This is a genomic window from Streptosporangium sp. G12 (assembly GCF_052983175.1).
The window spans coordinates 20742-46446 of record NZ_JBRIQO010000012.1; the positions used below are offsets into that span (position 1 = coordinate 20742).

At 72.0% G+C, this 25705-nt stretch carries 28 protein-coding genes; 8 read left to right on the plus strand and 20 right to left on the minus strand.

Translation table 11 applies throughout. From position 1 onward, the window contains the following. The first annotated feature begins 110 nt into the window (after nucleotides 1–110). Complete coding sequence (locus ACVCAG_RS19135) at nucleotides 111–1109, plus strand: LacI family DNA-binding transcriptional regulator (protein ID WP_362680727.1); 999 nt, start codon at nucleotides 111–113, stop codon at nucleotides 1107–1109. Here the strand turns inward: ACVCAG_RS19135 and ACVCAG_RS19140 are convergent. Further along, nucleotides 1081–1566, minus strand: coding sequence for a glutathione peroxidase (locus ACVCAG_RS19140; protein ID WP_440084662.1), 486 nt, complete (start codon nucleotides 1564–1566; stop codon nucleotides 1081–1083). The two genes, ACVCAG_RS19135 and ACVCAG_RS19140, sit on opposite strands and share 29 nt — an antisense overlap. Nucleotides 1567–1786: 220 nt before the next feature. On the opposite strand from ACVCAG_RS19140, the gene ACVCAG_RS19145 reads away from it, so the two are divergent. Then, complete coding sequence (locus tag ACVCAG_RS19145; RefSeq protein ID WP_440084663.1) at nucleotides 1787–2176, plus strand: aggregation-promoting factor C-terminal-like domain-containing protein; 390 nt, start codon at nucleotides 1787–1789, stop codon at nucleotides 2174–2176. A 339-nt stretch (nucleotides 2177–2515) separates the two neighbouring features. Then, a complete protein-coding gene (locus ACVCAG_RS19150; protein WP_440084664.1) occupies nucleotides 2516–3010 on the plus strand; it encodes an aggregation-promoting factor C-terminal-like domain-containing protein in 495 nt (164 codons plus the stop codon). 110 nt (nucleotides 3011–3120) lie between these two features. Here ACVCAG_RS19150 and ACVCAG_RS19155 read toward each other — a convergent pair whose 3' ends face one another. Beyond that, entirely contained in the window at nucleotides 3121–3753 is a 633-nt protein-coding gene (locus ACVCAG_RS19155; RefSeq protein ID WP_440084665.1) for a TetR/AcrR family transcriptional regulator C-terminal domain-containing protein, read from the minus strand. Between the two features lie 93 nt (nucleotides 3754–3846). Between ACVCAG_RS19155 and ACVCAG_RS19160 the strand changes: the two genes are divergently transcribed. Then, entirely contained in the window at nucleotides 3847–4968 is a 1122-nt protein-coding gene (locus tag ACVCAG_RS19160) for a diiron oxygenase (protein ID WP_440084666.1), read from the plus strand. A 69-nt stretch (nucleotides 4969–5037) separates the two neighbouring features. On the opposite strand, the gene ACVCAG_RS19165 is transcribed toward ACVCAG_RS19160, so the two are convergent. The 4 genes from ACVCAG_RS19165 to ACVCAG_RS19180 all read right to left on the minus strand — a co-directional run bounded on the left by ACVCAG_RS19165 (nucleotide 5038) and on the right by ACVCAG_RS19180 (nucleotide 7035). Then, entirely contained in the window at nucleotides 5038–5769 is a 732-nt protein-coding gene (locus ACVCAG_RS19165) for a hypothetical protein (protein ID WP_440084667.1), read from the minus strand. Nucleotides 5770–5792: 23 nt separating this feature from the next. After that, the gene (locus ACVCAG_RS19170; protein WP_440084668.1) at nucleotides 5793–6125 is read right to left on the minus strand and encodes a DUF202 domain-containing protein; all 333 of its coding nucleotides are present in this window, start codon (nucleotides 6123–6125) and stop codon (nucleotides 5793–5795) included. A gap of 7 nt (nucleotides 6126–6132) precedes the next feature. Continuing rightward, nucleotides 6133–6474, minus strand: coding sequence for a DUF202 domain-containing protein (locus tag ACVCAG_RS19175; protein WP_440084669.1), 342 nt, complete (start codon nucleotides 6472–6474; stop codon nucleotides 6133–6135). A gap of 159 nt (nucleotides 6475–6633) precedes the next feature. After that, a complete protein-coding gene (locus tag ACVCAG_RS19180; protein WP_440084670.1) occupies nucleotides 6634–7035 on the minus strand; it encodes a hypothetical protein in 402 nt (133 codons plus the stop codon). A gap of 200 nt (nucleotides 7036–7235) precedes the next feature. Between ACVCAG_RS19180 and ACVCAG_RS19185 the strand changes: the two genes are divergently transcribed. Beyond that, nucleotides 7236–7493, plus strand: coding sequence for a ubiquitin carboxyl-terminal hydrolase 14 (locus ACVCAG_RS19185; RefSeq protein WP_362680756.1), 258 nt, complete (start codon nucleotides 7236–7238; stop codon nucleotides 7491–7493). 26 nt (nucleotides 7494–7519) lie between these two features. On the opposite strand, the gene ACVCAG_RS19190 is transcribed toward ACVCAG_RS19185, so the two are convergent. From ACVCAG_RS19190 to ACVCAG_RS19210, 5 genes are all read right to left on the minus strand, one after another. Beyond that, a complete protein-coding gene (locus tag ACVCAG_RS19190) occupies nucleotides 7520–8242 on the minus strand; it encodes a hypothetical protein (protein ID WP_447190096.1) in 723 nt (240 codons plus the stop codon). Between the two features lie 55 nt (nucleotides 8243–8297). After that, nucleotides 8298–8954 (minus strand): dihydrofolate reductase family protein, encoded by a 657-nt coding sequence (locus tag ACVCAG_RS19195; protein ID WP_447190097.1) that lies wholly within the window; start codon nucleotides 8952–8954, stop codon nucleotides 8298–8300. A gap of 56 nt (nucleotides 8955–9010) precedes the next feature. Then, entirely contained in the window at nucleotides 9011–9760 is a 750-nt protein-coding gene (locus ACVCAG_RS19200) for a hypothetical protein (protein ID WP_440084673.1), read from the minus strand. Nucleotides 9761–9857: 97 nt separating this feature from the next. Next, nucleotides 9858–11441 carry a Na+/H+ antiporter gene (locus ACVCAG_RS19205; RefSeq protein ID WP_440084674.1) on the minus strand — a complete coding sequence of 528 codons (1584 nt, stop codon included), beginning with the start codon at nucleotides 11439–11441 and terminating at the stop codon, nucleotides 9858–9860. A 178-nt stretch (nucleotides 11442–11619) separates the two neighbouring features. Next, on the minus strand, nucleotides 11620–13080 hold the full coding sequence (locus tag ACVCAG_RS19210) for a hypothetical protein (RefSeq protein WP_440084675.1): 1461 nt from the start codon (nucleotides 13078–13080) through the stop codon (nucleotides 11620–11622). Between the two features lie 265 nt (nucleotides 13081–13345). Here ACVCAG_RS19210 and ACVCAG_RS19215 point away from each other — a divergent pair, with 265 nt between their 5' ends. Continuing rightward, complete coding sequence (locus ACVCAG_RS19215) at nucleotides 13346–15466, plus strand: helicase C-terminal domain-containing protein (RefSeq protein ID WP_440084676.1); 2121 nt, start codon at nucleotides 13346–13348, stop codon at nucleotides 15464–15466. Nucleotides 15467–15580: 114 nt separating this feature from the next. On the opposite strand, the gene aroQ is transcribed toward ACVCAG_RS19215, so the two are convergent. The 5 genes from aroQ to ACVCAG_RS19240 all read right to left on the minus strand — a co-directional run bounded on the left by aroQ (nucleotide 15581) and on the right by ACVCAG_RS19240 (nucleotide 19913). Continuing rightward, entirely contained in the window at nucleotides 15581–16015 is a 435-nt protein-coding gene (gene aroQ, locus ACVCAG_RS19220; protein WP_440084860.1) for a type II 3-dehydroquinate dehydratase, read from the minus strand. Between the two features lie 189 nt (nucleotides 16016–16204). Continuing rightward, nucleotides 16205–17281, minus strand: coding sequence for a 3-dehydroquinate synthase (aroB, locus tag ACVCAG_RS19225; protein WP_440084677.1), 1077 nt, complete (start codon nucleotides 17279–17281; stop codon nucleotides 16205–16207). Then, nucleotides 17278–17781 carry a shikimate kinase gene (locus tag ACVCAG_RS19230; RefSeq protein ID WP_440084678.1) on the minus strand — a complete coding sequence of 168 codons (504 nt, stop codon included), beginning with the start codon at nucleotides 17779–17781 and terminating at the stop codon, nucleotides 17278–17280. Before ACVCAG_RS19230 ends, aroB begins: the two co-directional genes overlap by 4 nt. 64 nt (nucleotides 17782–17845) lie before the next feature. Further along, nucleotides 17846–19024, minus strand: coding sequence for a chorismate synthase (gene aroC / locus ACVCAG_RS19235; protein ID WP_440084679.1), 1179 nt, complete (start codon nucleotides 19022–19024; stop codon nucleotides 17846–17848). A gap of 136 nt (nucleotides 19025–19160) precedes the next feature. Next, complete coding sequence (locus ACVCAG_RS19240; RefSeq protein WP_440084680.1) at nucleotides 19161–19913, minus strand: prepilin peptidase; 753 nt, start codon at nucleotides 19911–19913, stop codon at nucleotides 19161–19163. A gap of 146 nt (nucleotides 19914–20059) precedes the next feature. Between ACVCAG_RS19240 and ACVCAG_RS19245 the strand changes: the two genes are divergently transcribed. After that, nucleotides 20060–21052 carry a hypothetical protein gene (locus ACVCAG_RS19245; RefSeq protein ID WP_440084681.1) on the plus strand — a complete coding sequence of 331 codons (993 nt, stop codon included), beginning with the start codon at nucleotides 20060–20062 and terminating at the stop codon, nucleotides 21050–21052. Continuing rightward, nucleotides 21031–22050 (plus strand): hypothetical protein, encoded by a 1020-nt coding sequence (locus tag ACVCAG_RS19250; RefSeq protein ID WP_440084682.1) that lies wholly within the window; start codon nucleotides 21031–21033, stop codon nucleotides 22048–22050. Before ACVCAG_RS19245 ends, ACVCAG_RS19250 begins: the two co-directional genes overlap by 22 nt. Here the strand turns inward: ACVCAG_RS19250 and ACVCAG_RS19255 are convergent. The 4 genes from ACVCAG_RS19255 to ACVCAG_RS19270 form a co-directional block, all read right to left on the minus strand. Next, a complete protein-coding gene (locus ACVCAG_RS19255) occupies nucleotides 21971–22534 on the minus strand; it encodes an SseB family protein (protein ID WP_440084683.1) in 564 nt (187 codons plus the stop codon). The two genes, ACVCAG_RS19250 and ACVCAG_RS19255, sit on opposite strands and share 80 nt — an antisense overlap. Nucleotides 22535–22661: 127 nt before the next feature. After that, the gene (locus ACVCAG_RS19260) at nucleotides 22662–23753 is read right to left on the minus strand and encodes a barbiturase (protein ID WP_435290259.1); all 1092 of its coding nucleotides are present in this window, start codon (nucleotides 23751–23753) and stop codon (nucleotides 22662–22664) included. A 27-nt stretch (nucleotides 23754–23780) separates the two neighbouring features. Then, complete coding sequence (locus ACVCAG_RS19265; protein ID WP_440084684.1) at nucleotides 23781–24689, minus strand: carbamate kinase; 909 nt, start codon at nucleotides 24687–24689, stop codon at nucleotides 23781–23783. Nucleotides 24690–24885: 196 nt separating this feature from the next. Then, a complete protein-coding gene (locus ACVCAG_RS19270) occupies nucleotides 24886–25614 on the minus strand; it encodes an alpha/beta fold hydrolase (RefSeq protein ID WP_440084685.1) in 729 nt (242 codons plus the stop codon). Nucleotides 25615–25705 lie beyond the last annotated feature (91 nt).

Consider the following 25705-nt stretch of genomic DNA (forward strand, 5'->3'; position numbering starts at 1 on the left):
TCGGAAACGGACATCCATGTCAAGAGTCTGCCCGGTTCTGGCCTGTCAGCAGGACCGCTGTTGCCGCTTCACACTGGATCGAACCTGGAAATCATGATGGAATCGTTTCCATGAACATGCGTCGTACGACGATCAAGGACGTCGCCGGGGCGGCCGGGGTGGGGGTCGCCACGGTGTCCCGGGTTTTGTCGGGCGGGTCGGCCAGCCCGGAGACCAGGGAGCGGGTGCTGACCGTCGCCGCCCAGCTCGACTACCGGCCCAGCGCGCTCGGGCGCAACCTGCGCCAGCGGCGCTCGGGCGGGATCGGGCTGCTGCTGCCCGACATCACCGACACCTTCTACGGCCGGGTGGCCGACGGCGTGCTCGCCTGCGCGCGCTCGGCGGGCGAGCCGGTGATCGTGGGCGCGACCGGCGACGATCCCGAGTCCGAGGCCGAGCTGATCGGCACGCTGCTGGAGCAGGGCGTGGACCGGGTGATCGCGGTCCCCTCGGGCGACGGCGACAGCTGGGCGCCGACCCTGCGGGCCGGGGTGGTCACGGTGTTCGCGCACCGGCTCGCGGCCGGGCGCGACGACATCCCCGCGGTGGTGGCCGACGACCGCGCGGGGGTCAGGACCGCGGTCGACTACCTCACGGGGCTGGGACACCGGCGCGTCGCCTATCTGGGCGGCCCGGGGCAGGAGCAGCGCCTGTCGGTCTTCAGGCAGGCGCTGGGGCCCCTCGTCGACGAGGAGCTGATCGTCGTCGCCCGGGGCAGCCGCGACTCCGCGTACGCCGCCGCCGCCGGGCTCTTCCAGCACCGGCCGGACCTGACCGCCGTGCTGGCCGGGGGCAACCTGCTGGGCGAGGCGGCCGTGCTGGCGGCGCGGGAGCTGGACCTGCGCATCCCCCGGGACCTGTCCCTGATCATGTTCGACGACGTGCCCTGGGCCGAGCTGTGCTCACCGCCGCTGACGGTGATCGCCCAGCCGGCCAGGGACATCGGCTACCGCGCCGCCGAGCTGGTGCTGCGCGGCGGCGCCAGGAGGCCGCGAGGCGTGCTGCTGCCCACGGAACTGATCGTCAGGGGCAGCTGCGCGCCTAAAGGGACTTCTCGATCGCCGCGATGAGGGCGGGGTCGTCGGGCTGGACGGTCGGCCGGAACCTGGCCAGCACCTCCCCGTCCCGCGCGACGAGGAACTTCTCGAAGTTCCACTTGACGTCACCGGCCTCACCCCCGGCGTCGGGGGTGGCGGTCAGCGCCTCGTAGAGGGGATGCCTGTCGTCGCCGTTGACCTCGGCCTTGGCCAGCAGCGGGAAGTCGACGCCGTAGGTGGTGGAGCAGAACTCCTGGATCTCCTCGGCGGTGCCCGGCTCCTGACCGTAGAACTGGTTGCACGGCACGCCGACGACGGTGAAGCCCCGCTCGCCGTAGGTCCGCTGGAGGTCGACGAGCCCCGCGTACTGAGGGGTGAGGCCGCACCTGGAGGCGACGTTCACGACGAGGACGGCCCGGTCCCCGGCCAGCTCGGCCAGGGTGGTGGGCGCGCCGGAAAGAGTATCAATGGCGATATCACGGATTCCCATGATCCACAGCCTAATCCCGTTGTCACATTTGAGAGTTATGACGTCCACCAAGTGAAATGTGACCGACACCACAGGTGAGACGACGCCCGCCTCACCAAGGCTCTGATCATCTTCTTACCGATCTTTGACAGGACCCCTGACAGGCGCTGTCGACTGGCCCGCCGCCGGATGGCCGGGCATCGTGTCGGCCGTCCCCCGTCCCCGAAGCACAGGGAGTCCCATGTCGACGCTCCGCCGTACCGGTGTGCTGGTGATCACCTCGGTGCTCGCCCTCGGCACCACCACGGTCGCTCAGGCGTCCTCGGCAAGACCGGGCAACCAGGCCGTCGCCAGGCCCATGGTGTCCGCACACGGCTGGAACAACAGCCAGTTCGCCTGCCTCAGCAGGCTCTGGACCAGGGAGAGCAACTGGAACCACCGCGCGTACAACCGCTCGTCGGGCGCGTACGGCATCCCGCAGGCGCTGCCCGGCGGCAAGATGGCCAGCGCCGGACGCGACTGGCGCACCAACCCCAGGACGCAGATCAGGTGGGGGCTCGGCTACATCAAGCAGCGCTACGGCTCGCCGTGCCGGGCGTGGACGCACTTCACGACGCGGGGCTGGTACTGATCAGGGAACGGTGAATTGAAACCCCATGGCAGGGTGATTTTCACACCGTCTCCCAGCATGGGTGATTCGCCGGTCGTAACCGCCCCTTCTCCGAATCACCCGTAAATCCCGAAGATCGGGCAAACACCTTTCCTTCGCGTGTCCCATCCGCCGCTCGGCGCGCTCTCGCGTAATAGAAAGCGGCCTAGAGAGATCGCCGCGGCGTCTCATGCCGGAAACAGGCCGGAGAGACCGCGCGGACGTTCCCCGTCCGAGCCACGGACGCCGGATCGTCGGACGCCGGAGGGCACCACGTGCCCTCCCGTGCCTTCCGCACGCGGCCCGAGGACAAGGATCCACGTGAACAGCTACCGCGTTCTGCGCAACACCGTCATGACCGTGCTCACCGCCTCGGCGATGGTCGGTCCACCGACGACGGGGCAGGCTGAAAGCACCTCCGAGACGTCCAGGAAAGGGGCGGCGAGGACGGTGTACCGCCTCACCTGGGCCACCCAGGTGAAGCCAAGGGTGAAAGCGGTCGCGAGGACCGCCAAGGGCAGGAACAAGACGATCGCCTATCGTCTCGTGTCCCGCCGAGCGTGGCCGCACCGCCAGTTCCGCTGCCTGGACAGTCTCTGGACCAGGGAGAGCAACTGGAACCACCGCGCGTACAACCGCTCGTCGGGTGCGTACGGCATCCCGCAGGCGCTGCCCGGCTCGAAGATGGGCGGCAGCGGCAGGGACTGGCGATACAACCCGAGCACGCAGATCCACTGGGGTCTGAGATACATCAAGAGCCGCTACGGGTCACCGTGCGGCGCGTGGGGTCACTTCCGGTCGAGCAACTGGTACTGACCCGTACGGAGAGTGTCCAGGGGAAGGGAACACTCTCCTGACGCCCGGGGCCCCAGGGCCCCGGGCGTCACCCTCCGGGCCTCCGGGCCGCCCGGCCGCGCCGGCGGCCGTCAGCGGTTGAGGCGCACCGCCATCGCCTGGATGAGCATCTCCAGCCCGAAGGCGAACTCGGCCTCGTGGTCGCACTCGTCGAGTATCGGAGCCAGCTCGCCGACCTGGGGGAACAGCACGGGATCGACCTCGTCGACCCTGACGTCCGAGCGGTGCACCGGAGCGAACGTCGGGGTCACCCCGACCTCCCGCAGCAGCGAGCCCACGATGTAGGCGATGAACACGCGCAGGGCGCGCACCGCCTCGTCACCGCCGAACCCCGCCTCGCGCAGCGTGTCCAGCGCCCGCTCCACGGGGAGCAGCCCGGCGGTGGAGCGGAGCTGGCGGCTGACCACCACCATCGTGCAGCGCGGGTAGTGGCTCGCGATCTGCCGGAAGGCGAGCGCCTGCATGCGCACCCGGTCGGTCCACTCGGCGTCCGGGTCGTCGGTGAACTCGATCTGCGACAGGACGGTCTCGGCCACCGCGTCCAGCAGCGCCTCCTTGTTCGGCACGTGGTTGTAGAGGGACATCACACCCACGCCCAGATCGGCGGCGATCGCGCGCATCGAGACCGCGTCGGCGCCCTCCCGCTCGATCAGCGCGATGGCCGAGGCGACGATGCGCGGCCGGGACAGTGGCTGGACAGGCATGTGGCCGTGGTCCCCTCATCGGTTCCATTGACGCACGTACAGCGTACGTGACAACCTCGATGGATACGTACGGTGTACGTCTCTGGAGGCCGCATGTCGACGCACGATCTCTACACCATTCCCGCCGAGCTCTCCACCTGGGACGTCGAGGCGGCCGGGGCCGCCCGTTTCACCTGGGAGTACGACGACGGCAGGGACCGCATGCTCGCCCTCTACCAGAAGGGCAAGGACAAGCAGTGGGACTCGGTCAAGCGCATCGACTGGGACCTGGAGGTCGATCCGTACAACGTGCTCGGCGTCCCCGACGAGACCATCGCGATCTTCGGCACCCCGCTCTGGGAGCGGATGGACGACAGGCAGCGCAAGGAGGTGCGCCTGCACAACGCCTCCTGGCAGTTCTCCCAGTTCCTGCACGGCGAGCAGGGCGCGATGATCTGCTCGGCGCGGATCGTGGAGTCCGTCCCCGACCTCGACTCCAAGTTCTACGCCGCCACCCAGACCATGGACGAGGCGCGACACGCCGAGACCTACGCGCGGTTCCTCCAGGAGAAGGTGGGCCTGGCCTACCCCATCAACCCGCACCTGAAGTCGCTGCTCGACAACACCCTGAGCGACTCCCGCTGGGACATGCCCTATCTCGGCATGCAGGTGCTCATCGAGGGTCTCGCCCTGGCCGCCTTCGGCGTGATGCGCGACATCACCACCAAGCCGCTGCCCAAGCAGATCCTCGCCTACGTGATGCAGGACGAGGCCCGGCACGTCGCCTTCGGCCGGATGGCGCTGCGCGACTACTACGCCCAGCTCGGCGAGTCCGAGCTGCGCGAGCGCGAGGACTTCGTCATCGAGGGCTGCTACCTGATGCGCGACCGGCTGCGCGGCCGGGAGACATGGGAGAACCTGGGGCTGACCAAGGCCGAGGTCAACGAGGCCATGGAGTGCGTCGACAAGTCCGAATATCTCAGGATTTTTCGCTCTCTGCTTTTCAGCCGCATCGTCCCCTGCGTCAAGGACATCGGGCTGTGGAGCCCCCGCCTGCAGCAGGCCTACGCCGACATGGGCGTGCTGGACATGGCCGGTCAGAGCCTGGACAGGCTGATGCGGCAGGACGAGGACATCGCCGAGAGGCTCGACGCCGAGCGGTTCGCCGCCGAGGAGGCCGAACGCCACGCGGAGGTCGCCGAGACCGTCTCCCTCGGCGAGGAGCCGCGGTCCTGACCTGATCCGCCCCGGGACCCGCGTCCCCGGAACCGTCCCAAGGACCGGGCTCCTCGGCGCCCGAGGGTCTCAGGGCAGGTCGAGGGCGCTCAGACCCAGCAGGAGAGCCTGCCGGTCACGGGTGGTCAGGCTCTCGTACGGCCGCGCGGCGCGGCGGTTCGTCTCCGCCTCGATCCGGTCGCGGGCCGGCCCCGGGGGCAGGGCGATGATCTCGGCCGCGGTGAGGCCCTCCCGCATCCAGGCGCCGGCGTGCGCGTCGGCGCGGTGGTAGCGCAACACGGCCAGCCGGTTGAACAGCAGCACGCCCGGCGGGGTCCCCACCGGCTCGTGGGGCGGCGAGGCCTGGGCGAAGGCCGCACCGCCACCGCCGCCACCGGCGGCACCGGCCGCCAGGAGCCTGCCGGCGAGATCCGCCAGCTCGGGCAGCCGGTCGGCCTGGGCGGCCCACAGCTCGCCGGTCACCGCCGCGTGCACCTCGTACAGGGAGGCGACGAAGGAGAGCGCGGCCGCGGTGGCGCGCAGCGCGCCACCGTCGTCCACGAGGGTGCCCTGGGCGATCTGTACGTCGATCTCCGACCGGTCGACGGGGTTGTAGCGGTAGAGGGCGGCCAGCCCCTCGGCGGTGAGCGGCCTGGCGGGGAGCACGAATCGGAGATCGACCAGCAGGTCCGTCTGGAGGCCGGACCGCTCGGCGAGCTCCCGGCTGAGGGGCCTGCTCGCGATGTGAACGCCGAGATTGACCGCGTCGATCAGCGAAGCGATCGACGCCGCGTAGCCGGGCAGATCATCGAAGCGTGACATGCTGCGATATCTTGCCGCATTTTTTACCTTCCGAACCTTCCCAGCACGAAGGCGAAGGCTCCGGCCACGGCGGCGAGGGTACCGAGCCAGGCGATGAGGGCGTCGGCCCGGTTGTCGAGGGGACGGCTCCCGTGCAGGGCCTCCTGGGTGCTCCGGTAGCGGACGCCCGTGTGGGTCAGCAGCAGGACGGCGCAGAACACGGCCGGGGCGAAGGGGACGATGGCCACCGCGGGCGTGCCGGCCCGCAGGGCGACCCCCGCACCGGCCAGGCTGGTGACGGCCAGCATGGCGGTGGTGCGGACCCAGGCGAGGCGGGTCCGCTCGCTCTGCAGACCCGCGTCCCACAGCCTGTTCACCGAGGGCTCACCGGGACAGCAGGATGAGGATCAGGGCGAGCACGGCGACCGCCGCCACGCCGTACCCGAACAGGGGTGCGAGGGCGGGGGGCGGGAGCGGGGCGGAGCTGCGCAGGGCGCGCTGGACGCGGCGCCAGCGGGGGTAGGCCATCGCGGCCGCCAGGGCGGACAGCGACACCAGGACCACCGCGAGCACGGTGCGCATCCACGGGACGAAGACGTCGGCGGAGACGGCGGCCATGGCCACGCCGCCCGCGCTCAGCGCGAGCGACGTGCTCAACCAGGTCAGGTACGTGCGTTCGTTGGCAAGGGTGAACCGGGGATCCGGCTCATGGTCCGGAGAGTTCATGAACTGTCCTGGGGCTTCATAGGAATGACGGTATTTCAACCACATTTCCCCTAGAGAACCCGGGATTTCCGCAGGTGCCCGCGGGCACCTGCGGCCGGCCCCGCCGGGCGGCACCCTCACCTCCGGCGGGGCGGGCGTGCCGCACCGGGGCGGCGGAGGCTACCCGCAGGCGTTGGTCAGCTTCTGGACCCACTGCACCGAGTCGGTGGCCACCTTCTGGGCGGCGTCGACGGCGCTGTTGGCGTCGGTGACGTTGAAGCCCTCCAGGGTGCCGGAGACGCCCTCGGCGGCCTCCTTCAGCGAGGTGTTGGCCGCCTTGTCGGCCAGGTCGCCCAGCTTGGCGCCGCCCTCGTTCAGCGCCTGCTCCATCGCGGCGGGGTCGTTGATCAGCCCGGAGACCTTGGCGGCGGTCTCGGTGACGATGCCCGCGGCCTGCACGCACTGCTGCGCCTTGTCGATGCCCTGGCTCACCTCCTGAAGCTCGGAGCAGCCGGTGGTGATGAGGGCGGCGGCCAGCGCAGAGGCGGCGAGGACGGGAATTCGTCGCGGAAGGGGTCGCATGCCCAGACCCTACCCAACGGGCCGCCACGGCAGGCGCCGCCGTACCGGCTCGTTACCCGCGGATCCGCCGGCGGGCCGGAACGCCGGGAAGACGGCGGCACCGGGACGCGGGAAGATCGCGAAACCGGAACGCGGGAGGTGGCGGAATCGGGACGCCGCGATGGTCGTACGATCCTCAGTAGTCACATAAGGGGGAGACCATGACAACCTGTGAGCACATCGTGGAGGCCCAGGACACGCCCGCGCGTACTCCGCAGGGGTGCGAGGAGTGCCTGGCGACGGGCGGCCGCTGGGTCCACCTGCGCAGGTGCCTGGCCTGCGGGCACATCGGCTGCTGCGACTCGTCGCCCAGCAAGCACGCCACCGCCCACTTCGCGGAGGACGGCCACCCGGTCGTCGCCTCCTTCGAACCGGGCGAGGACTGGCGCTGGTGCTACGTGGACAACGTCATCGGCTAGTCCCGTTTTCCACACCTGAGTGATCTTCAGCGGAGGTCTCGTGGATCGATGTCGAGGGGGTCCAGGAGATGGAGTCGGAGGTCGGTGGGTTGCGGGATGGTCGGCGGTGATTGGCCGGTGCCCGGGATCAGCCGGATGCCGGCCGGCGCGTTCAGGACGAGCTTGCCGGTGGGAACGGCGGGCCGTCCGGCGTACAAGCCGTCGACCTTGGTCGCGCCGCGGGCGGCCGGAGCCCGGCGGACCTGGCGTTCGATCAGGCAGAAGATGAGCGGGGCCAGGCAGATGACGGTGATCAGCGCGCTGATGCGGCGGTTGCTCTCGAGACACAGGCTGGTGACGGCCAGCGGGCCCTTGAAGGCCTGGTAGCGGCGTTCGACGGCCTCTTGGCCTTTGTGATGGCGCAGCACCTGTTCGGCGTCGGCCTGATGAGGGGCGAGGTCGGTCAGCAGGGCGTACCAGCCGTCGGCAGCGGCTTCGGCGTCCAGCGCTTGCTGGTCGAAGTGCCGGGCCAGCGCGGGTTTGCCGGTGGCCGGGTCGGTGCCGGTCCGCGCGGTCAGGTAAGCGGCCGCCCGGCGGGCCCGGCCGATCGCGGTGATCCGGTCGGCGACGGCCTGCTGGGTGGGACGGTGGCGGCTGCCCAGGGCACGCGCCCACTCCCGCACGTGCACCAGCGGCGCGGGTGAGGTCAGCCGGTTGGCCACCGGCACCTCGACAACCTGCCCCTGAGTCAGCTCCGCGACATCCCGCATCCCGCCGGTGATCGTCGCCGACCGCCGGGCGGCTGGCGCCGCCGCCCTCTCGCAGTCAGTCGAGGACCGTCACCGAGCGTCCCTCGTCCACGGCGTACTCGCCTGCGGAGATCGCGCCGAGGCTCACGGGTTCGAGCGTCAGCGAGACGACGCCGCCGGGCAGCCGCGAGCTCTCTTCGACGGTCGTGAACGTCGCGGGCATCGATCCGTCCGGGAACAGGCGCTTCCCCGTCCCGACGACGACCGGGTACTGGAGTAGCCGGTAGACGTCGACGAGCCCTGCCCGGTGCAGGGTCTGCACCAGCATCCAGCTCCCGTGAACCTGGAGCTCCTTGCCGGGAAGCCCCTTGAGGCGGCGTACCTCGTCGACCACGTCACCGCGCAGGACCGTCGTGGGACTCCAGCCGGCTTCCTCGTCGGTCAGCGTCGAGCTGACGACATATTTCGGCAGCGTGTTGAGCTTGGTGGCGATCAGGTTGTCGGGTTCGGTGACCTTCGGCCAGTACCCGCCGAGCAGACCGAAGCTGGTACGGCCGAACAGGAACGCGCCGGCCTCACGGAACCAGCTCTCGACGACCTCGTTGGTGTGCGCCGAGGCGTGCGGGACGAGCCACCCGCCGCGGTCGAAGCCGTTGGAGCGGTCCTCGTCGGGGGCTCCGGGTCCTTGCATGACGCCGTCGAGGCTGACGAAGATGTTGACGCTGAGCAGCACGGTTCCCCTCCGGGGTCCGGGTCGGACACCGGCCAGGGCCGGCCGGCATGCAGACGCTAGCTGCCAGGTACAGAGTGGGTCTTGTACAGGAACGACATCGTGGCATGCTCGCCCGCCTGCAGCTCGCGCGCGGTGCGCCCGACGTAGCGACGCAGCGCGTGTGCGAGGTGGGCCTGGTCGAAGTACCCGAGCGTCTCCACGACCGCGCGCCAGCCGTGGCCGTCGCGCAGCATCGTGGCCGCGGCGTTCGCGCGGTCGATCTGCGTCACGGCGGTCCGCGACAGTCCGGTGGCCGCGCGGTAGCGACGCTGAAGGGTACGCATAGTCGGGTCGGCCCCGGGATGCTCGCGCTCCTCCTCCCCGAGGCGCGATCGCACCAGCAGCCCCGCGTCCTGCAGTCGCCGGACGAAGTGCTCGACGTTCTCGTACGTCGGCGCCTCCCAGTCATCGCCGCCGATGACCACCCTGCCCGAGTCCGTCACCGGGAACGGCACGTTCCCGTCGATGATCGAGCCCACAGGATGCGGCCGAAGAACCGTGCCGAGCGCGAACCGGACCCCGAGGAACTCGGTGTCCGGCGGAACCGGCGCGATGGTCGCCCTCGTCTCCGGCCCGCGCAGGCTGGCGAGCAGGCATCCCCGCCTCCGCGAGAGGATCAGATGCCAGCAGGTGCGCGCCGCGGACGTCATCGTGTCCTCGGCGTCGCTACGGGTGCGCCACACGCGGTCGACGACGCTCGCGCCGATCTCGGTGTCGCGATGCTCGAACCGCAAGGCCATGGCCTCCTCGGCCTCCAATCCGCTCAAGCCTCCCCTGGAGCATAGAGAAACGGACAACGAGGATCGAAATGCCGGAGGAGAGCAACCCGCGATCTTCAATCACTTCGACGTGCGGAAAACGGGGCTAGCCGCGTTCCAGGGTGGCCTCTTCGAAGTCGATCTCGTGGAGGACCCGGCGAAGCACCTCGTCGTCGATGCGCCGCTCGTCGCGGAGGCGGACGAACACGTCGCGCTCGACCGTCAGCATCTCCTGGCGGAGCCGCCGGTAGACGCTGCTCGGCGTCTCCTCCCCCTCCGGCCCCGTACCGCCGCCCAGGCGCTCCCAGGCGGTGAGGGTACGGCGCTCGGCGCGGGACCTGAGCTGGTCGACGACCTCCCGGTGGAGCTCGTCGACACCCTCCGCCACCAGCTCGTCCAGCCGGGCCAGCGAGGCCGCGGCGGCCGCCTGCTGCGCGGCCGCCTCCGCCAGGTTGTCGGTGTAGATCTCCTGCGCGTTGGAGATCCTCAGCCTGCGGATCAACGCCGGGAACGTCAGGCCCTGGACGAGGAGGGTGCCGATCACCACCGAGAAGGTGAGGAAGAGGAGCAGGTCACGGCCGGGGAAGGTCTCCGGGATGGCGAAGGCCGCGGCCAGGGAGACCACGCCGCGCATGCCCGCCCAGCTCACGATGGTCACGTTCTGCCAGGTCGGCGCGTGGGTCTCGGTCCTGCGGATCTTCTTCGACAGCATCCGGGGCAGGTAGATGCTGGGCACGACCCAGACCACCCTGGCGATCACCGCGGCGGCGAAGACGGCGAGCGCCATCCCGGCGAGTTTCCACCCGTCGCCCCACTCCAGTCCCCTCATGATCGGCCACATCTGCAGGCCGATCAGCGCGAAGACGATCGTCTCCAGGAAGAAGTCGAGGACCCGCCAGACCGCGTCGGACAGCAGCCGGGTGCCGAAGCCCGCCCTGGGCATGCGGTGGCCGATGTAGAGGCCGACGATCACCACGACGATCACGCCGGAGACGTGCACGCTCTCGGCCGCCAGGTAGACGGCGAACGGGATGAGCAGCATGACGGTGTTCTCGACGAGCGCGTCGCGCAGCCGGACCAGCACCCAGGCCAGGACCCAGGCGAGCGCCAGGCCCATCACCACGCCGCCCGCCGCGGAGCGGGCGAAGTCGAGGGCGGCGTGCTGCCAGGTGATGCCCTGCCCGACCGCGGCGGCGATGGCCACCCGGTAGGCGGTGAGCGCGGTGGCGTCGTTGAACAGGCTCTCCCCCACCAGGATGGTGACCACCTTGCGGGGCAGCCCGAGCCTGCGGGCCACGGCGACGGCGGCGACCGCGTCGGGCGGGGCCACGATCGCGCCCAGCGCGAACGCGGCGGCGAGCGGCAGCTGGGGCAGGAGCAGGTGGGTGACCCACCCGATGACCAGCGTGGTGAACAGCACCAGGCCGACCGAGAGCAGCGCGACCGGCCTGCGGAAGTCGTTGAGCCTCAGGTAGGAGCTGTCGATCGCCGCCGAGTAGAGCAGCGGGGGCAGGAAGACCAGCAGGACCAGCTGGGGGTCGAGCTCGTAGGTGGGGACGAACGGCGACAGCACCACCCCGGCGAGCACCAGCAACAGCGGCGCCGGCCATCCTTTGCGCCTGGCCACCGCGGCCACCGCGATCGCGACGACCGACACGGCCAGCATCTGCAGCACCGTCGACTCGTCCACGCCACCCCGCCCGATAGGGATCGATCAGCCTATGCGTCCCGGCGCGCCTCGCGAACCGCCCGGGGCGGCCGAAACCGCCACACGGCGCCGGACCACGGACCCGGCGGACGCCACACGGTATCCCCTCCGGCGGCAAGCTCGCGACCGGGGCGCGGCGGCGCCGGGTCCCGGAGGGAGATCACCAGTCGCGGTGCTCGTCCCGGTCGTCGCGGCGACGCCCCTCGCGGCGCCCGCCCTCGTACTGGCGCCCGTCGTCGTACTGGCGCTCGTCGCGGCGGCGGTCGTCGTACCGCTCGTCGTAGCGCTGCTCGTCGTAGCGTTGCTCGGGGCGGAGCCTCTCGCCGGTGGAGTGCGGCGTTTCCTGGACGTAGGGGCGGGGCAGTCTCTGGTCGGGCGCGGCCTGGCCGAGCAGGCCCAGCGGGTCGGACGGGTCGACGTCCTGCTGCGGGTAGGCGGGCGGCGAGCCGTACAGGTCGCGCAGGTCGGCCGGGTGACCGGCCTGGTGGGCCTGGTGGGACTGGTGGGGCTGCTGGGCGCCGAACGCGTACGGGTCGGGCTGCGAGGGGGGCGGGTAGCCGCCGCCGTACTGGTCGGCCTGCGCGTTCCCGTAGGCGGCCTGCTGCTGGGCGGCGAACCCGAAGGGGTCGGTCGAGTTCTGCTGGCCCTGCCCGTAGGAGTCGGGCTCCGGCCGCTGAGCGGAGTCGGCGAACTGGCCGAAGAACTGGTCGGGGCGGGGCGTGAACGGGGCGGCCGGCTTCTGCCGGCCCTCCGGGGGCGCGAACGGGTCGACGGGCCGGGGCTGGGGCGGCACGCCGTACGGGTCCGGCTGCTGGGCGCCGAACCGGTCGGCGGGCCCGGCGTAGGGGTCGGGCCGCTGCTGGACGGGCGGGGCGGCGTAGGGGTCGGGCTGGACGGGCGCGGCGTACGGGTCCGGCTGCTGGGCGCCGTACGGGGGCTGCGCGGGCGGGTAGCGGTCGCCGGACAGCTGGTAGGCGGGCTCACCGGGGACGCCGGGGGCGGGGCCCGCGCCGAGCGGCTCGACGGGCTGCGGCTGCCCGTAGGGCAGGGAGTCGTTCACGATCATGTTCTCGCGCGGCACGGCGTCGGAGGAGCCGTACCCGGGGGGCATCCGGTCCTGAGGCCGGTCGGGCCGGTCGGGCCGGTCCATGGGCGGCGGCACCACGCCCCGCGCGACGAGCACGTCGTTCGGGCCGAGGGCGGCGACCTGGCGGGGTTCGTCCAGCGGCGAGGGGACCGAGGGGGCCGAGGGGACATGGCCCGCCGGGTCGGGATAATGCTGCGGCTGGGCGTAGTCCTCGGGCCGGGGCCGGGCGTACTGGCCGGTGCCGGGATACTCGCCGTAGGCCTGCGGCTCGTCCTGCGGGGGCTGCTCGGCGTGCACGGGCTCGCCCACCTCGTCGGGGTACTGCCCACCGGCCTCGACGAAGCCCTCGTCAAGGGTGTCGACCAGGCGCCCCACATCGCTCATGGGCATGCGGAAACTCGCGGTGCACATCTCGCCGCGCCACAGGCTCAGCACCAGCGTGCCTTCGTGCCAGGTGACCCGGAGCACCCGCTCCTGGCCACGCTCGTCAAAGAACACCTCGCCGAACGACGGCAACGGGACAACTTCCGACATGGAGGACATAGTGCTTTAACCAGCCTTTATTCGTCCACTCGACCTCGGGAAACCCTACCGAACCGGTCTTTCCATCCCTATCTTCCGCCCCAGCGGCACCAGAACGGTAGACCTTCCCTTGACCTTACGAGGATTGATGAGCCGGGTGATCCAGCCAGTTTGCCATGCGAGGTGAACCCCGGGTTCCGGAATACGGGTATGCGTCCACGCCGCGACTCGCCGGAGCAGCCGCGACTGTCGGGCCGAACGGGTACGGTTGGCTGTCGTGCCGACCGACTCCATCGCCCCATCCGAAGACGTCTCCTCAAAGGTGGATATTCCCCCGGTTGAGGATTTGCTGAGCACCGCCGTCGAGGCGGTGGGCGGGGTCGAACGCCCCGGCCAGATCACCATGGTGAGGGCGGTGCAGCACGCGATCGAGTCGGGCGACCACCTGGCCGTGCAGGCGGGTACGGGCACCGGCAAGTCGCTCGCCTACCTGATCCCCTCGATCAGGCACGCGATGACCTCCAAGGGCGCCGTGGTCGTCTCCACCGCCACCATCGCCCTCCAGCGCCAGCTCGTCGACCGCGACCTGCCGCGCCTCGCCAAGGCGCTCGCCCCGCAGCTGCCGCACGAGCCGACGTTCGCGATCCTCAAGGGCCGCCGCAACTACCTGTGCCGCTACAAGGCGAGCGCGGGGTGGCCCGACGAGGAGCAGGACCAGCTCTTCGACCCCCGGGAGGTCAACGCGACGGGCCGGATGGTCCAGCGCATCCAGGAGTGGGCGAACGAGACCGAGACCGGCGACCGCGACGAGCTCGTCCCCGGCGTCAACGAGCAGGCCTGGCGGCAGTTCTCGGTCAGCGCCAGGGAGTGCCTGGGGGCCACCCGCTGCCCGAGCGGCACGGAGTGCTTCGCCGAGCTGGCCCGCGCCCGTGCCGGCGAGTCCGACGTGGTCGTGACCAACCACGCGCTGCTCGCGATCGACGCGATGGAGGACTTCCCGCTCCTGCCCGAGCACGAGGTCGTCGTGGTCGACGAGGCCCACGAGCTGGTCGACCGCGTCACCTCCGTGGTCAGCGGCGAGCTGTCGGAGACGATGGTCACGGTGGCCGCGCGACGGGTCGGCAAGCTCATCGAGCAGCACCTCGCCGACCGGCTCATGGAGAGCGGCGAGGACCTCAAGGCCCTGCTGGCCGCCGCTCCCGCCGGGCGCCTCGACGAGCTTCCCCAGGTGCTCGGGATGACGCTCGCCCTGATCCGCGACGCGGCGTGGGCGTGCATCACGGCCCTCGGCCCGCGCAACGGCGACAAGGACGACCCGGAGGGGGCCGGGCTGCGCAGGGCGGCCTTCACCTCGCTGGACGAGGTCCACGACACCGCGCAGCGCATGCTCGACGCCTTCGGCCACGCCGAGGAGGTCGACCGCGCCGAGGTCGTCTGGCTGGAGGCGGGCACCGACCGGCGCCCGCCCCTGCTGCGGGTGGCGCCGCTGACGGTGGCGGGCATGCTCCGCGACAAGCTCTTCGGCGACCGCACGGTCATCCTGACCTCGGCCACGCTCGCCCTGGGCGGCGCCTTCGACGGCCTGGCCCGCCAGTGGGGCCTGGGCGGCGGCAAGGGCGCCGCGGAGAGCGCGGAGGAGGAGGCGGAGACAAAAGAGGGGAAGGGCAAAGAAGGGAAGGACGGCAAGAGCGGTAAGGGCGGCAAGGGCGGTAAGGGCGGTAAGGGCAGGGCCGGGTGGGCCGGCATCGACGTCGGCTCCCCCTTCGACCATCCGCGCAGCGGCATCCTCTACGTCGCCAAGCACCTGCCCCAGCCGGGCCGCGACGGCCTGCCCGAGGCCTACCTCGAGGAGATCACCGAGCTGATCGAGGCCGCGGGGGGCCGCACCCTCGGCCTGTTCTCCTCGATGCGCGCCGCCAAGGCGGCCACCGAGGCGTTGCGCGACCGGCTGAGCGTTCCGCTGCTCTGCCAGGGTGACGACTCCACGATGCTGCTGGTCAAGCAGTTCGCCGAGGACGAGCCGACCTGCCTGTTCGGCACGCTGTCGCTCTGGCAGGGCGTCGACGTCCCCGGCCCCTCGCTGCGCCTGGTCATCATCGACCGCATCCCCTTCCCCCGCCCGGACGACCCGCTCAGCTCCGCCCGCCAGCGCCACGTCGCCGCCAAGGGCGGCAACGGGTTCATGTCGGTCGCCGCCACCCACGCCGCGCTGCTCCTCGCCCAGGGCGCGGGCCGCCTGCTGCGCAGCCAGCACGACAAGGGTGTGGTCGCGGTGCTCGACCCCCGGCTGGCGACGGCCCGCTACGCCGGGTTCCTGCGTGACTCCCTGCCGCCCTTCTGGCCCACCAACGACCCGGCGAAGGTCCGCAGCGCCCTCAAGCGCCTCAGCGACTCCTGAGGCCGCCGGCCGGTGGCCCCGCGCGGGACGCCATGCCGAGGTGCCCCGCGCGGGGCTCGTACGAACCGGGTCCGCGGCCCGGCGCGGGTCCCGGGGCGTCTCGGGGGCGTGGGCTCAGGAGGCGGTCTCGGCGATGGCGTGCAGGGCCAGCACGTACGACCTCAGGCCGAAGCCCGCGATGGTGCCGGTCGCCACGGCGGCGACCACCGAGTTGTGCCGGAACTCCTCGCGGGCGGCCGGGTTGCTGATGTGCACCTCGACCAGGGGCGCGGTGCGCTGGGCGATGGCGTCGCGCAGCGCGTAGGAGTAGTGGGTGAACGCCGCCGGGTTCAGCACCACGGGGATCCGGCCGTCGGCCGCCTCGTGCAGCCAGCCCAGCATCTCGGCCTCGTCGTCGGTCTGCCGGACGTCGACCGACAGGCCGAGATCCCTGCCGGTGTCCCGGCAGAGCGCGGCCAGGTCCGCGAAGGTCTCCGCGCCGTAGACGTCCGGCTCGCGGGTGCCGAGCCGCCCCAGGTTGGGGCCGTTGAGCACGTAGACGGGTCTCATCGGGTCACTCACCGCTCCTTGATGGCCGCGCGCCTGCCGCGCGGCCGACGTCACTCACCCGGCGCGCCACCCGGCACGGCTCCGCCGCGCCTCGCCGACGCCCCGGACCCGGCTCCCGCCGCGCGGACGCTCCCGGGCCACCGGGCACGCCCGCCCTCCCGGAGGCGTACGGGCCCGGGGACGCGAGGCTCACCGGGCGACCTCGTGGTAGGCGGCCTCGAGGAGCTCCTCCGGCGGGTCGACCAGCGGGGACACCTTCGCCAGGTCGTCCAGGAGGACGAAGCGCAGCTTGGCGCCGCGGCTCTTCTTGTCGAGGCGCATGTGGTCGCGCAGTTCCGGCCAGGCCTCGCGGCGGTAGGCGGTGGGCAGCCCGACCGAGGTCAGGATGGACCTGGTCCGCTCCACGAGGTCGGCGCCGATCCTGCCGTCCAGGCGGGACAACTCGGCGGCGTAGACCATGCCGATCGCGACGGCCTCGCCGTGGCGCATCCGGTATCCCTCGACGCGCTCGATGGCGTGCGCCAGCGTGTGGCCGTAGTTGAGGATCTCCCGCAGGCCGCCCTCGCGCAGGTCGGCTCCGACGACGTCGGCCTTGATCTGGATCTTTCGCTCGATCAGCTCCCGGGTGTGCCGCCCCTCGGGGAGCCTGGCGCCCTCCGGGTCGTCCTCGATGAGCGTGAGGATCCGCGGGTCGGCGATGAAACCACCCTTGACGATCTCCGCGAGGCCGCCCACGTAGTCGTCGCGGGGCACCGAGACCAGCGTCGCCAGGTCACAGAGCACCCCGGCGGGCGGGTGGAAGGACCCGACCAGGTTCTTGCCCTCGGGGGTGTTGATGCCGGTCTTGCCGCCCACCGCCGCGTCGACCATGCCGAGCAGGGTGGTCGGCACCTGCACGACCTTGACGCCGCGCAGCCAGGTGGCGGCGGCGAACCCCGCCAGGTCGGTGGTGGCTCCCCCGCCGACGCCGACCACGGCGTCGGAGCGGGTGACGCCCGCGCGGCCGAAGGCGGACCACAGCCCCGCGGCCACCTCGACGGTCTTGGCGCGCTCGGCGTCGGGCACCGGCAGTGCGACGACCTCGTACCCGGCCGCCTCGATCGCGCCGCAGACCGGGCGGGCGATCTCCGGCAGGCTCTCCGGGTGGATCACCGCGACGGTGCTCACCCCCGCGCCGAGCAGGCCGGGCAGCTCGCCGAGCACCCCGGTGCCGACCACCACGTCGTACGGGCTCTCGCCGGGGACCTCGATCCTGGAGATCGTCACGGCTTCAGGCCCTCCACGATCTCGTCGACGATCTGGCCGGGATCGCGGTCGTCGGTCGACACGACGATCGTGGCCAGCCCCTCGTAGACGGGCCGCCGGGCGTCCATCAGCTTCTTCAGCTGGCTGCGCGGGTTCAGTACGAGCAGCGGCCGCGCCGAGGCCAGGCCCACCCGCTGGACGGCGTTGGAGAGGCCGACCTCCAGGTAGACCACCGGCCGGCCGGCCAGCAGCTCGCGGGTGGCCTCGGCGAGGATCGCGCCGCCGCCCAGGGAGAGCACGCCGTCGTGCTCGGCCAGCGCCAGCCGTACGGCGTCGGCCTCCAGCTCGCGGAAGCGCTCCTCGCCGTCCTCGATGAAGACGTCGCTCACCGGCTTGCCCGCCGTGCGTTCCACGTCGGCGTCGGTGTCGCGGAAGGCGACTCCGAGCCGCTCGGCCAGGAGCTGCCCGACGGTCGACTTGCCCGATCCCGGAGGACCGATCAGCACTGCTCGGGGACTCATCTGCTCTCCTTCGACGCCGGACCGCTCACCGGGAAACCGGGAACGCCCTCGCCCGGACGCCCGCTCACTTGATCACCAACGAGGAGAGGTAGCCGGACAGGTTGCGGGCGACCTCCTCGACGGAGTCGCCGCCGAACTTCTCGATCGCCGCGTCGGCCAGGATCAGCGCGACCATCGCCTCGGCGACGATCGCGGCCGCCGGGACCGCGCACACGTCGGAGCGCTCGTGGTGGGCCTTGGCGGCCTCGCCGGTCAGCACGTCGACGGTGGCCAGCGCCCGGGGGACGGTGGAGATCGGCTTCATCGCCGCGCTGACGCGCAGCGGCTCGCCGTTGGTCATGCCGCCCTCAACGCCGCCGGCCCGGTTGGTCATCCGGCGTACGCCGTCGGCGGTGTTCTCGATCTCGTCGTGGGCGAGGGAACCGGGGCGGCGGGCCGTCTCGAACCCGTCACCGACGCCGACGCCCTTGATCGCCTGGATGCCCATCAGGCCGGCCGCGAGGCGGGCGTCGAGGCGGCGGTCCCAGTGGGTGTAGCTGCCCAGGCCCGGCGGCAGGCCGTAGGCGATCACCTCGACGACGCCGCCCAGGGTGTCGCCGTCCTTGTGCGCCTTGTCGATCTCGGCGACCATGGCCGCGCTGCCGGCGGGGTCGGCGCAGCGCACCGGGTCGGCGTCGACCGCCTCCAGGTCGCCGGGGCCGGGGACGACGCCCCGGGTGCTGACGGCCGCGCCGATCGAGACGACGTGGCTGACGATGTCGACGCCGAGGGCCTGCTTGAGGAAGCTCCGCGCCACCTGGCCGAGCGCGACGCGGGCGGCGGTCTCGCGGGCGCTGGCCCGGTCGAGCACCGGGCGGGCGTCGTCGAAGCCGTACTTCTGCATCCCGGCGAGGTCGGCGTGGCCGGGACGGGGGCGGGAGCGCGGCGCGTTGCGCGCCTGGCCCTCCAGCAAGGCCGGGTCGACGGGGTCGGCGGCCATGACCGTCTCCCACTTGGGCCACTCGGTGTTGCCCACCCGGATGGCCACGGGGCTGCCGAGCGTCCGGCCGTGGCGGACCCCGCCCGCGATGGTCACGACGTCCTGCTCGAACTTCATCCGCGCGCCGCGGCCGTAGCCGAGGCGGCGACGGCGCAGCGCCTCGTCCAGCTGTGCCGTGGTCACCTCCACCCCGGCGGGCAGGCCTTCCAGGATCGCGACGAGCTCGGGGCCGTGGGACTCTCCGGCGGTCAACCAGCGCAACATGGTGACAAGTCTTCCACGTGTCGCCCACTGGAATGGCCTCCGTTCACCGGTTGAGACATCCGCCGGTGATCGTCACGCCGGAGGGCGGAACCGGGGCGGGCGGTCCGGGGGGCGGACGGTCACGAGGGCGGTCCGGTCAGAGGGCGGTGAGGACGGCGGCGAGGGCGCCGACGGCCATGAAGGGGCCGAAGGGGATCTCGCTCTTGCGGCCCGCGCGGCGCGCGACCATCAGCGCGGCCCCGTAGAGCCCGCCGGCCAGGAGGCCGAGGAAGGCCCCGGCGACCAGGGTGTCCCAGCCCAGCCAGCCGAGGGCGGTGCCCAGGCTCGCCGCGAACTTGACGTCGCCCAGCCCCATCCCCGCCGGGTTGACCAGGAACAGCACCAGGTAGAAGCCCGCCAGGGCGAGACCGCCCAGCCCGGCGCCGAGCAGGTCCCCGAGGCGGCCGTCGGCGAGGGCCGGTACGGCCAGCGGGGCGGCGGTCCCCAGGTAGGCGGCGAGGGTGAGCCGGTCGGGCAGCCGGTGGACGGCGGCGTCGACGAAGGAGAGGGCGACGGCGACCACCGCCAGCCAGCCGAAGGCGAGCAGCTCCCCCGCCCTGCCGGTCGGCGTGGTCTCCACCCCCGGCGATGCTCCCGGCCACGTGGCCGTTCCCGCCGCGTCCGGCCACAGCGCCCGCAGCGCGAGGGCGGCCAGCACCGCCGCGGTCACCCCCTCCACCGCCCCGGCCGCGGGCCAGGGGCCGTACCGTCCCCCCTCGGACCTCTCAGTCCCCTCGGCTCTCTCGGTCGCCGAGTGGCGGGCCACCACGCGCCGCGTCCCGAACCCGATCGCCAGCCCCGCCAGGGCCGCCAGCGGGGGGAGGACCAGAAGGGGCACCGGGGGGCTCATAGAGCCGACCATAATCCGCGAACCCCTCCCGCGCCGGGGATCCGGCCACTTGGGCCCGGGCGTCGAAGTGACCTCGGAGGTCATTGACGGGCACCGCGATGATCACGGAGGCTGGAGGCCTCCCTACCCCCGGAGGGCCGGACCGCGTGGACACGGATCGCTTCAGCAAGATTCCCGCGATCATCGCGTCACTCGTCCTCCTGCCGGTGCTGCTCGAACTCCTCGCGTGGTACATCGAGGGCGAGGAGTACGACGTGGCCCGCGCGGTCACCGTGATCGCGGTGATCGTGACGCTCGCCCTCATCGCCACCGTGCTCGGCCGGATCAGGGCGCGGCTGCCGGTGCTGCTGGTGGTCGCGCTGACGGTCACCGCGGCGGGCGAGGCGGTGCTGGGGTTCGTGGCGGCGTTCGGCCCGGTGCTCTGGCGGGGCGGGGTGCCCGGCGAGCTGCACGGGCTGGTCACCGCGGGGGTGAGCGCGTTCGCCGTCGCCACCGGCGTCTACCTGCTCGTCCAGTACCGCCGGGGCCTCTACCTGCCCTATCTGGAGGCCGGGATGGGCCCGCTGCCCACCGCCACCAAGCGCAGGGTGATCGGCGAGTCGGAGATCCTGATCCGCACCATGCCGGGCATCGGCCCCTCGGTGGAGAAGGCGCTGACCAGCTGCGTGGCCATGGTCGACCAGGACGACCTGCACTTCGTGGCCTACTTCGCCGACCAGAGGTGCTGCTTCTACACCGACGTGCTGGAGGACGGCGACCTGGCCCACTTCTTCCACGAGACCGACCAGGAGGAACGCAGGAAGATCTATCTCAGGGCGGGCAACCAGCTCAACTGGCTCACCCAGCGGCTCAACCGGCAGCTGCGCAGGCTGGAGGGGGGCGTCCTCATCCGCACTGTCCTCGACGTGGAGCGCGGGGCCATGTTCTTCTACTGGATCGACGAGAACCGCTACCTGATCGGGGTGACCCTGGACCAGCGCAAGGTCGAGGCCTCCGACGACAAGATGGCCAGGCTCGTGGACACCATCCGCGGGCACCTCACCCTGCCCCCGATCAACCAGCGAGAACGCGTCCCGAAGCCCCAGGGGCACCTGCGATCCATCCCGAGGAGTGAGCGGTGGCCCGAATCGGGCTCTTGATCGTCGTCGTCGGCCTCGGCTGGCTCGCCGCCGACCTGGGCGGCCTGCGCAATCTGGAACACTCGGGCGCGTACGTGCTGCTCAGCAGCCTGCTGCTCGCGATCGGCCTGTACGGCAGCACGCACGGGATCGACCGCGCCGAGGCCAGGGAGCACTCCCGGCTGATCGTGCTCGCGGTCACCGTCGGGGTGCTGCTGAAGGCGGCGTTCATCGCCGGGGTCGTCTACCTCGTCTCCGGCGACCCCCGGGCGTTGATCATGGCGGTGGTGGTCGCCCAGATCGACCCGCTGTCGGTCGCCGGGGTGATGCGGGACGACCGGCTGTCGAACCAGGCGAAGACGATCCTCGGCGCGTGGTCCTCCTTCGACGACCCGGTGACGATCATCCTGGCCGTCTACGCGGCGGCGCTGGTGAGCGGCTCGGGGGGCGGCGGGCTGTCGGCCTCGTACTTCGCCGACCTGGGGCTGAACGTGCTGTTCGCCGGCGCGGTCTACCTGCTGTGGCGACTGATCAGGAACGCCCCGCCGGTGCTGACGTACGTGACGGCGGCCGGGGCGGTCGTGTCGGCCGCGTGGACCTCCCTCATGCTCGGCATAGCGACCGCCGGGCTCTACCTGCGCCTGCCCGACGCGCGCTGGCTGGGACGGGCGGTGAGCGTGGCGTTCGCGCTGTCGGCGTTCCTGATGGGCCTGCTGCTCGTCGGCGGGACGAACATGGGCATGGGCGTGCTGCTCGGGCTGGCCGCGTACGCCGCGCAGATGGTCGCCGCGCTGGTGCTCACCCACGGCCTGCCGATGGTCGACCGGGTGCACCTGGGGCTGGCCCAGCAGAACGGGGTGACGGCGGTGATCCTCGCCCTGGTCTTCGAGCGCGACTTCGGCGGGTTCGTCGCCGTGATCGCCCCGGCGATCCTGACGGTCAACCTCGTCCACGCGGCGGCCAACCGAACCGCCGACGCCTGGGAGGCTCGTCGATCTCTTCGATCCGCGCCACGGTGACGTCGGGGGCCTCGGTCCCCAGCCGGTCGAGGGTGCCCGACTCGACCGCGGCGAGCGCCCGCAGGAGACCGCCCTCGATCACGAAGGGCACCGGGCCCGCGACGTCCATCACCACGGCCGCGGTGCCCTCGTGCACCGCCGCCTGGCAGACCTGGAGGATCGTGGCCTGGATGGGCCTGGCGTCGGGGCGCCAGCGCCGCAGCGGCTCCATCCCGGTGAAGGCGAGCACCGCCTCGCGGCCGTCCGCGCCGACGAGCTTGGGGAGAGCCATCTCGCTCTCCTTCTCCTGCCGCAGCCCGTGCTCGCCGATCTCCGACTCCTTCAGCAGGGCGACCACCGGCACGAGCAGCCGGGCCCCGCTCAGCGCGGCGACGACCTCGCCGGCCTGCGCCTTTCCCGCGGCGAAGGCCGCGAGCGCGGATGTCACGGCGGCGTCGGCGGCACCGTCGTCGCCGGGGACCAGGGGCTGCGGAATGCTCGGCACGAACCGGGAGCCTACCCGCGGCCGGGACGGGAGGACGAACGCCCCGCCCGGCACGCGCCCCGGCCCGTGCCCGGTCCGTCGGGAACGCGTGCCGGGGTGGGCACGGGCCGAAGAGCGTGCCGGTCCGTCAGCCGAGGTCGGCGATGGCGGCCACCGGCCCCCCGCCGCTCGGTCCCTGGTGGACCGCCGCGACCGAGACGAACACGGCCGGGTCTCCGGTGACGCTGGCCGCGACGCCGCCCACGGTGGCCTTGATCTGGCGGTGCCAGTGCACGTCGGAGTCGTCGAGCATGATGTTGCGGCGGCCCCGCACGCTGCCCGACGGGTCGGCCTCGCACTTCATGAAGACGTTGACGAGCCGGTCGCCCAGGTCGGACGGGTGGGGGCGCTCGGGCAGCTCGATGCCACTCGAGCGGATGGCCTCCCAGATGCCGTCGGCGTCCAGCGCGTCCTTCATCACCGAGTGGCCGATCCGGTACCGGCCGCCGATCCCCCGTACGTTGCCGACGACCACGATCTGGGCCCGGTCCAGCTCGACGCCCGAGGAGCACGACGCGACGGAGGAGTACAGCGACAGGTCGCGGTGGATCTGGTCGGCGGCGGGCATCTCGATCTCGCCGAGGGCGACGGCGACGCCGAGCGCGGTGGTGGAGTTGGAGATGTCCATCGACGGGCCGGTGTCCTCGATCACCACGTCCTTGCCGCGCGACTTGGCGTCGTTGATCGTGGACAGCGTGAGCAGCGGGGTCTTGGTCTGGACGTAGTGGACGTCGGCGGGGTCGTCGATCCCGGCGAGCTTCATGGCCTCGCGGACTCCGGCGGCGACCTTCTCCACCATCGCGGGGCGGCCGATGTCCTCGGGCAGGATCACGTCGCTCATCGCGATGCCGACGCTCACCCTCGGCTCGTCGCCCGGCTCGGCGTTCGCGGTGGTGGCGAAGATCGTGGCGTGCGGGCTGAGCACGCCGTCGGTCCCGCCCGACCACACCAGCGGCACGCTCTCGGGGGACGGGTGCCCCTTGGCCGCGAGCACCCCGCGGAAGGCCGTGTCGGCCAGGATGCGGGTGTAGTCGTTCACCCCGCCGTTGCCCTCGGTCTTGCCGATCACCGCGAGCACCCGGTGCGCCTCGATCACCCCGTCGTCGATGAGCCGGGCGAGCCCGGAGGCGTCGGTCACGCTCTCGATGGGGACCTTGCGCACTTCAATGGGTTCGGGCATCCCTGCCGCCTTTCGATCGCGTCATGTTCACTTTCGCACCACGGTGCCGGTCTCCCCGGTGAACGCCGCTCCCATGTCCTCGAGGGAGGTGATCACCGACCGGTCGCCGCCCTGCTCGACGAAGCGCAGCGCGGCCTCGACCTTCGGGCCCATGCTGCCCCCGGCGAAGTGCCCTGCGGCGTGCAGCACGCGCAGCTCGGCCGCGGTGACGTGGCCCAGGGGCCGGGCCCGGGGCGTACCGAACCCGACGACGGCCTGGGGGACGTCGGTCGCGATGACCAGGACCGTGGCCCGCACGGCCCGGGCGAGCACGGCGGCGGCCAGGTCCTTGTCGATCACGGCCTCGACCCCGGCCAGCCGCCCCTCGTCGTCTCGGGTCACGGGCACGCCGCCGCCGCCCGCGGCCACGACGGTGAACCCCGCGGCCACCAGCGCGGCCACCGCGGGCGCGTCGAGGATCTCCAGCGGTTCGGGGGAGGCCACCACGCGGCGCCAGCCGCGCTCGAACCGGCGCCAGGTCTGGCCGAGGCCCTCGAAGCGGCGCGCCTCCGCCTCGCTGAAGTAGCGGCCGATCGGCTTCACGGGGTCCTGGAAGGCCGGATCGGCGGGGTCGACGAGCGTACGGGTGACCACGACCGCGGCGCGGCCGTCGAGCGCGTTGAGGATGAGGGTGCCGATGGTGGCCTGCGTCTGCGCCCCGCACCAGTCGAGCGGCACCGGGGGCACGACGTGGGCGGCGAGCTGGTTCTTCAGGATCAGGTTGCCGACCTGGGGGCCGTTGCCGTGGGTGAGGGTCACCTGGTGGCCGTCCTCGATGAGCGCGACGACGTGGCGCACGGCCTGCTCGACCGCGCGGTGCTGGTCGCCCGGCGAGGCGCCGCCGTCGGGCCCGGTCATCGCGTTGCCGCCGAGCGCGATCAGTACTCGTTCACCCACCTGGCCGACGCTAACGGCCTCCTCGCCCCACCTCATGGGCACTCATTGCCCAAGGGGCACCCTTCCTTCGGCACAACCAGCCAACCGGCTGGTTTCCGCCGGCCTCGCGGCGGCGGGCATGACCCGGAGCCGGTACGGCTCCCACCATCCGGAGCCCGTACCGGGACGTTCCCCTGCCCCCGTGCGGGACGGCCGCTCACCCCAGGAGCGTCCGGACCATCGTCTCGACCACCGGCGCACGCTGCGGCTGCAGGTAGAAGTGGTCGCCGGGGAAGACCGTCAGGGAGAAGTCGGAGCTCGTACGTGCCTCCCACGACTTGGCCTGGACCGGGGTGACCACCGGGTCGGCGTCGCTGACGAAGGCGGAGATCGGGGTGAGCAGCGGAGGTCCGGGACGGTGGCGGTAGGCCTCGACCAGGCGGAAGTCCGCGCGGACGTAGGGCAGGACGATCTCGCGCATCGCCCGGTGGGACAGGATCTCCACCTCGGTGCCGCCGAGCTTCGTCAGCTCGGCCACGAAGCGGTCGTCGTCGTACTCCGAGACCGGAGGCCTGTCGCGGGGATCGTGCGGCGCTCTCGCGCCGGACACGAACAGCCGTGCCGGGGCGATTCCCCTGGTTTCGAGGCGACGCGTGACCTCGTAGGCGAGCGTCGCCCCCATGCTGTGCCCGAACAGCGCGAAACGCCTGTCCAGCAGCGGCAGCATCGACCCGGTCACCTCGTCGGCCAGCGTGTCCATGTCGTCCGGCGGCGGCTCGTCGAACCGGTCGGCCCTGCCGGGCAGCTGCGTCGCGTGCAGCTCGACGGACGCGGGCAGCAGCTCGGACCACGCGCGGTAGGCGGTGGCCGACCCTCCCGCGTGCGTGAAGCAGAACAGCCTCGTGGTCGCCCCCGGACGGGGGAAGGCGCAGCGCAACCAGCTCATTCGACGTTCCCGCTCACCGCGTGTCCTCTCTGAAAGCGCCGCGATCTCCGCGACGGGCCCGGGGTCCACCATGTTCGCATGCCGCGGGAGA

Excerpts from the sequence above, each read along its gene's own strand:
- ACVCAG_RS19140 (WP_440084662.1), bottom strand. The coding sequence starts at position 1,566 with ATGGGAATCCGTGATATCGCCATTGATACTCTTTCCGGCGCGCCCACC.
- ACVCAG_RS19180 (WP_440084670.1), bottom strand. The coding sequence starts at position 7,035 with ATGCGACCCCTTCCGCGACGAATTCCCGTCCTCGCCGCCTCTGCGCTG.
- aroQ (WP_440084860.1), bottom strand. The coding sequence starts at position 16,015 with ATGAGACCCGTCTACGTGCTCAACGGCCCCAACCTGGGGCGGCTCGGC.
- ACVCAG_RS19270 (WP_440084685.1), bottom strand. The coding sequence starts at position 25,614 with ATGAGCTGGTTGCGCTGCGCCTTCCCCCGTCCGGGGGCGACCACGAGG.
- ACVCAG_RS19135 (WP_362680727.1), top strand. The coding sequence starts at position 111 with ATGAACATGCGTCGTACGACGATCAAGGACGTCGCCGGGGCGGCCGGG.
- aroC (WP_440084679.1), bottom strand. The coding sequence starts at position 19,024 with ATGTTGCGCTGGTTGACCGCCGGAGAGTCCCACGGCCCCGAGCTCGTC.
- ACVCAG_RS19155 (WP_440084665.1), bottom strand. The coding sequence starts at position 3,753 with ATGCCTGTCCAGCCACTGTCCCGGCCGCGCATCGTCGCCTCGGCCATC.
- ACVCAG_RS19230 (WP_440084678.1), bottom strand. The coding sequence starts at position 17,781 with ATGAGTCCCCGAGCAGTGCTGATCGGTCCTCCGGGATCGGGCAAGTCG.
- ACVCAG_RS19190 (WP_447190096.1), bottom strand. The coding sequence starts at position 8,242 with ATGCGGGATGTCGCGGAGCTGACTCAGGGGCAGGTTGTCGAGGTGCCG.
- ACVCAG_RS19240 (WP_440084680.1), bottom strand. The coding sequence starts at position 19,913 with ATGAGCCCCCCGGTGCCCCTTCTGGTCCTCCCCCCGCTGGCGGCCCTG.
- ACVCAG_RS19210 (WP_440084675.1), bottom strand. The coding sequence starts at position 13,080 with ATGTCGGAAGTTGTCCCGTTGCCGTCGTTCGGCGAGGTGTTCTTTGAC.
- ACVCAG_RS19260 (WP_435290259.1), bottom strand. The coding sequence starts at position 23,753 with ATGCCCGAACCCATTGAAGTGCGCAAGGTCCCCATCGAGAGCGTGACC.
- ACVCAG_RS19160 (WP_440084666.1), top strand. The coding sequence starts at position 3,847 with ATGTCGACGCACGATCTCTACACCATTCCCGCCGAGCTCTCCACCTGG.
- ACVCAG_RS19145 (WP_440084663.1), top strand. The coding sequence starts at position 1,787 with ATGTCGACGCTCCGCCGTACCGGTGTGCTGGTGATCACCTCGGTGCTC.
- ACVCAG_RS19185 (WP_362680756.1), top strand. The coding sequence starts at position 7,236 with ATGACAACCTGTGAGCACATCGTGGAGGCCCAGGACACGCCCGCGCGT.
- ACVCAG_RS19165 (WP_440084667.1), bottom strand. The coding sequence starts at position 5,769 with ATGTCACGCTTCGATGATCTGCCCGGCTACGCGGCGTCGATCGCTTCG.
- ACVCAG_RS19175 (WP_440084669.1), bottom strand. The coding sequence starts at position 6,474 with ATGAACTCTCCGGACCATGAGCCGGATCCCCGGTTCACCCTTGCCAAC.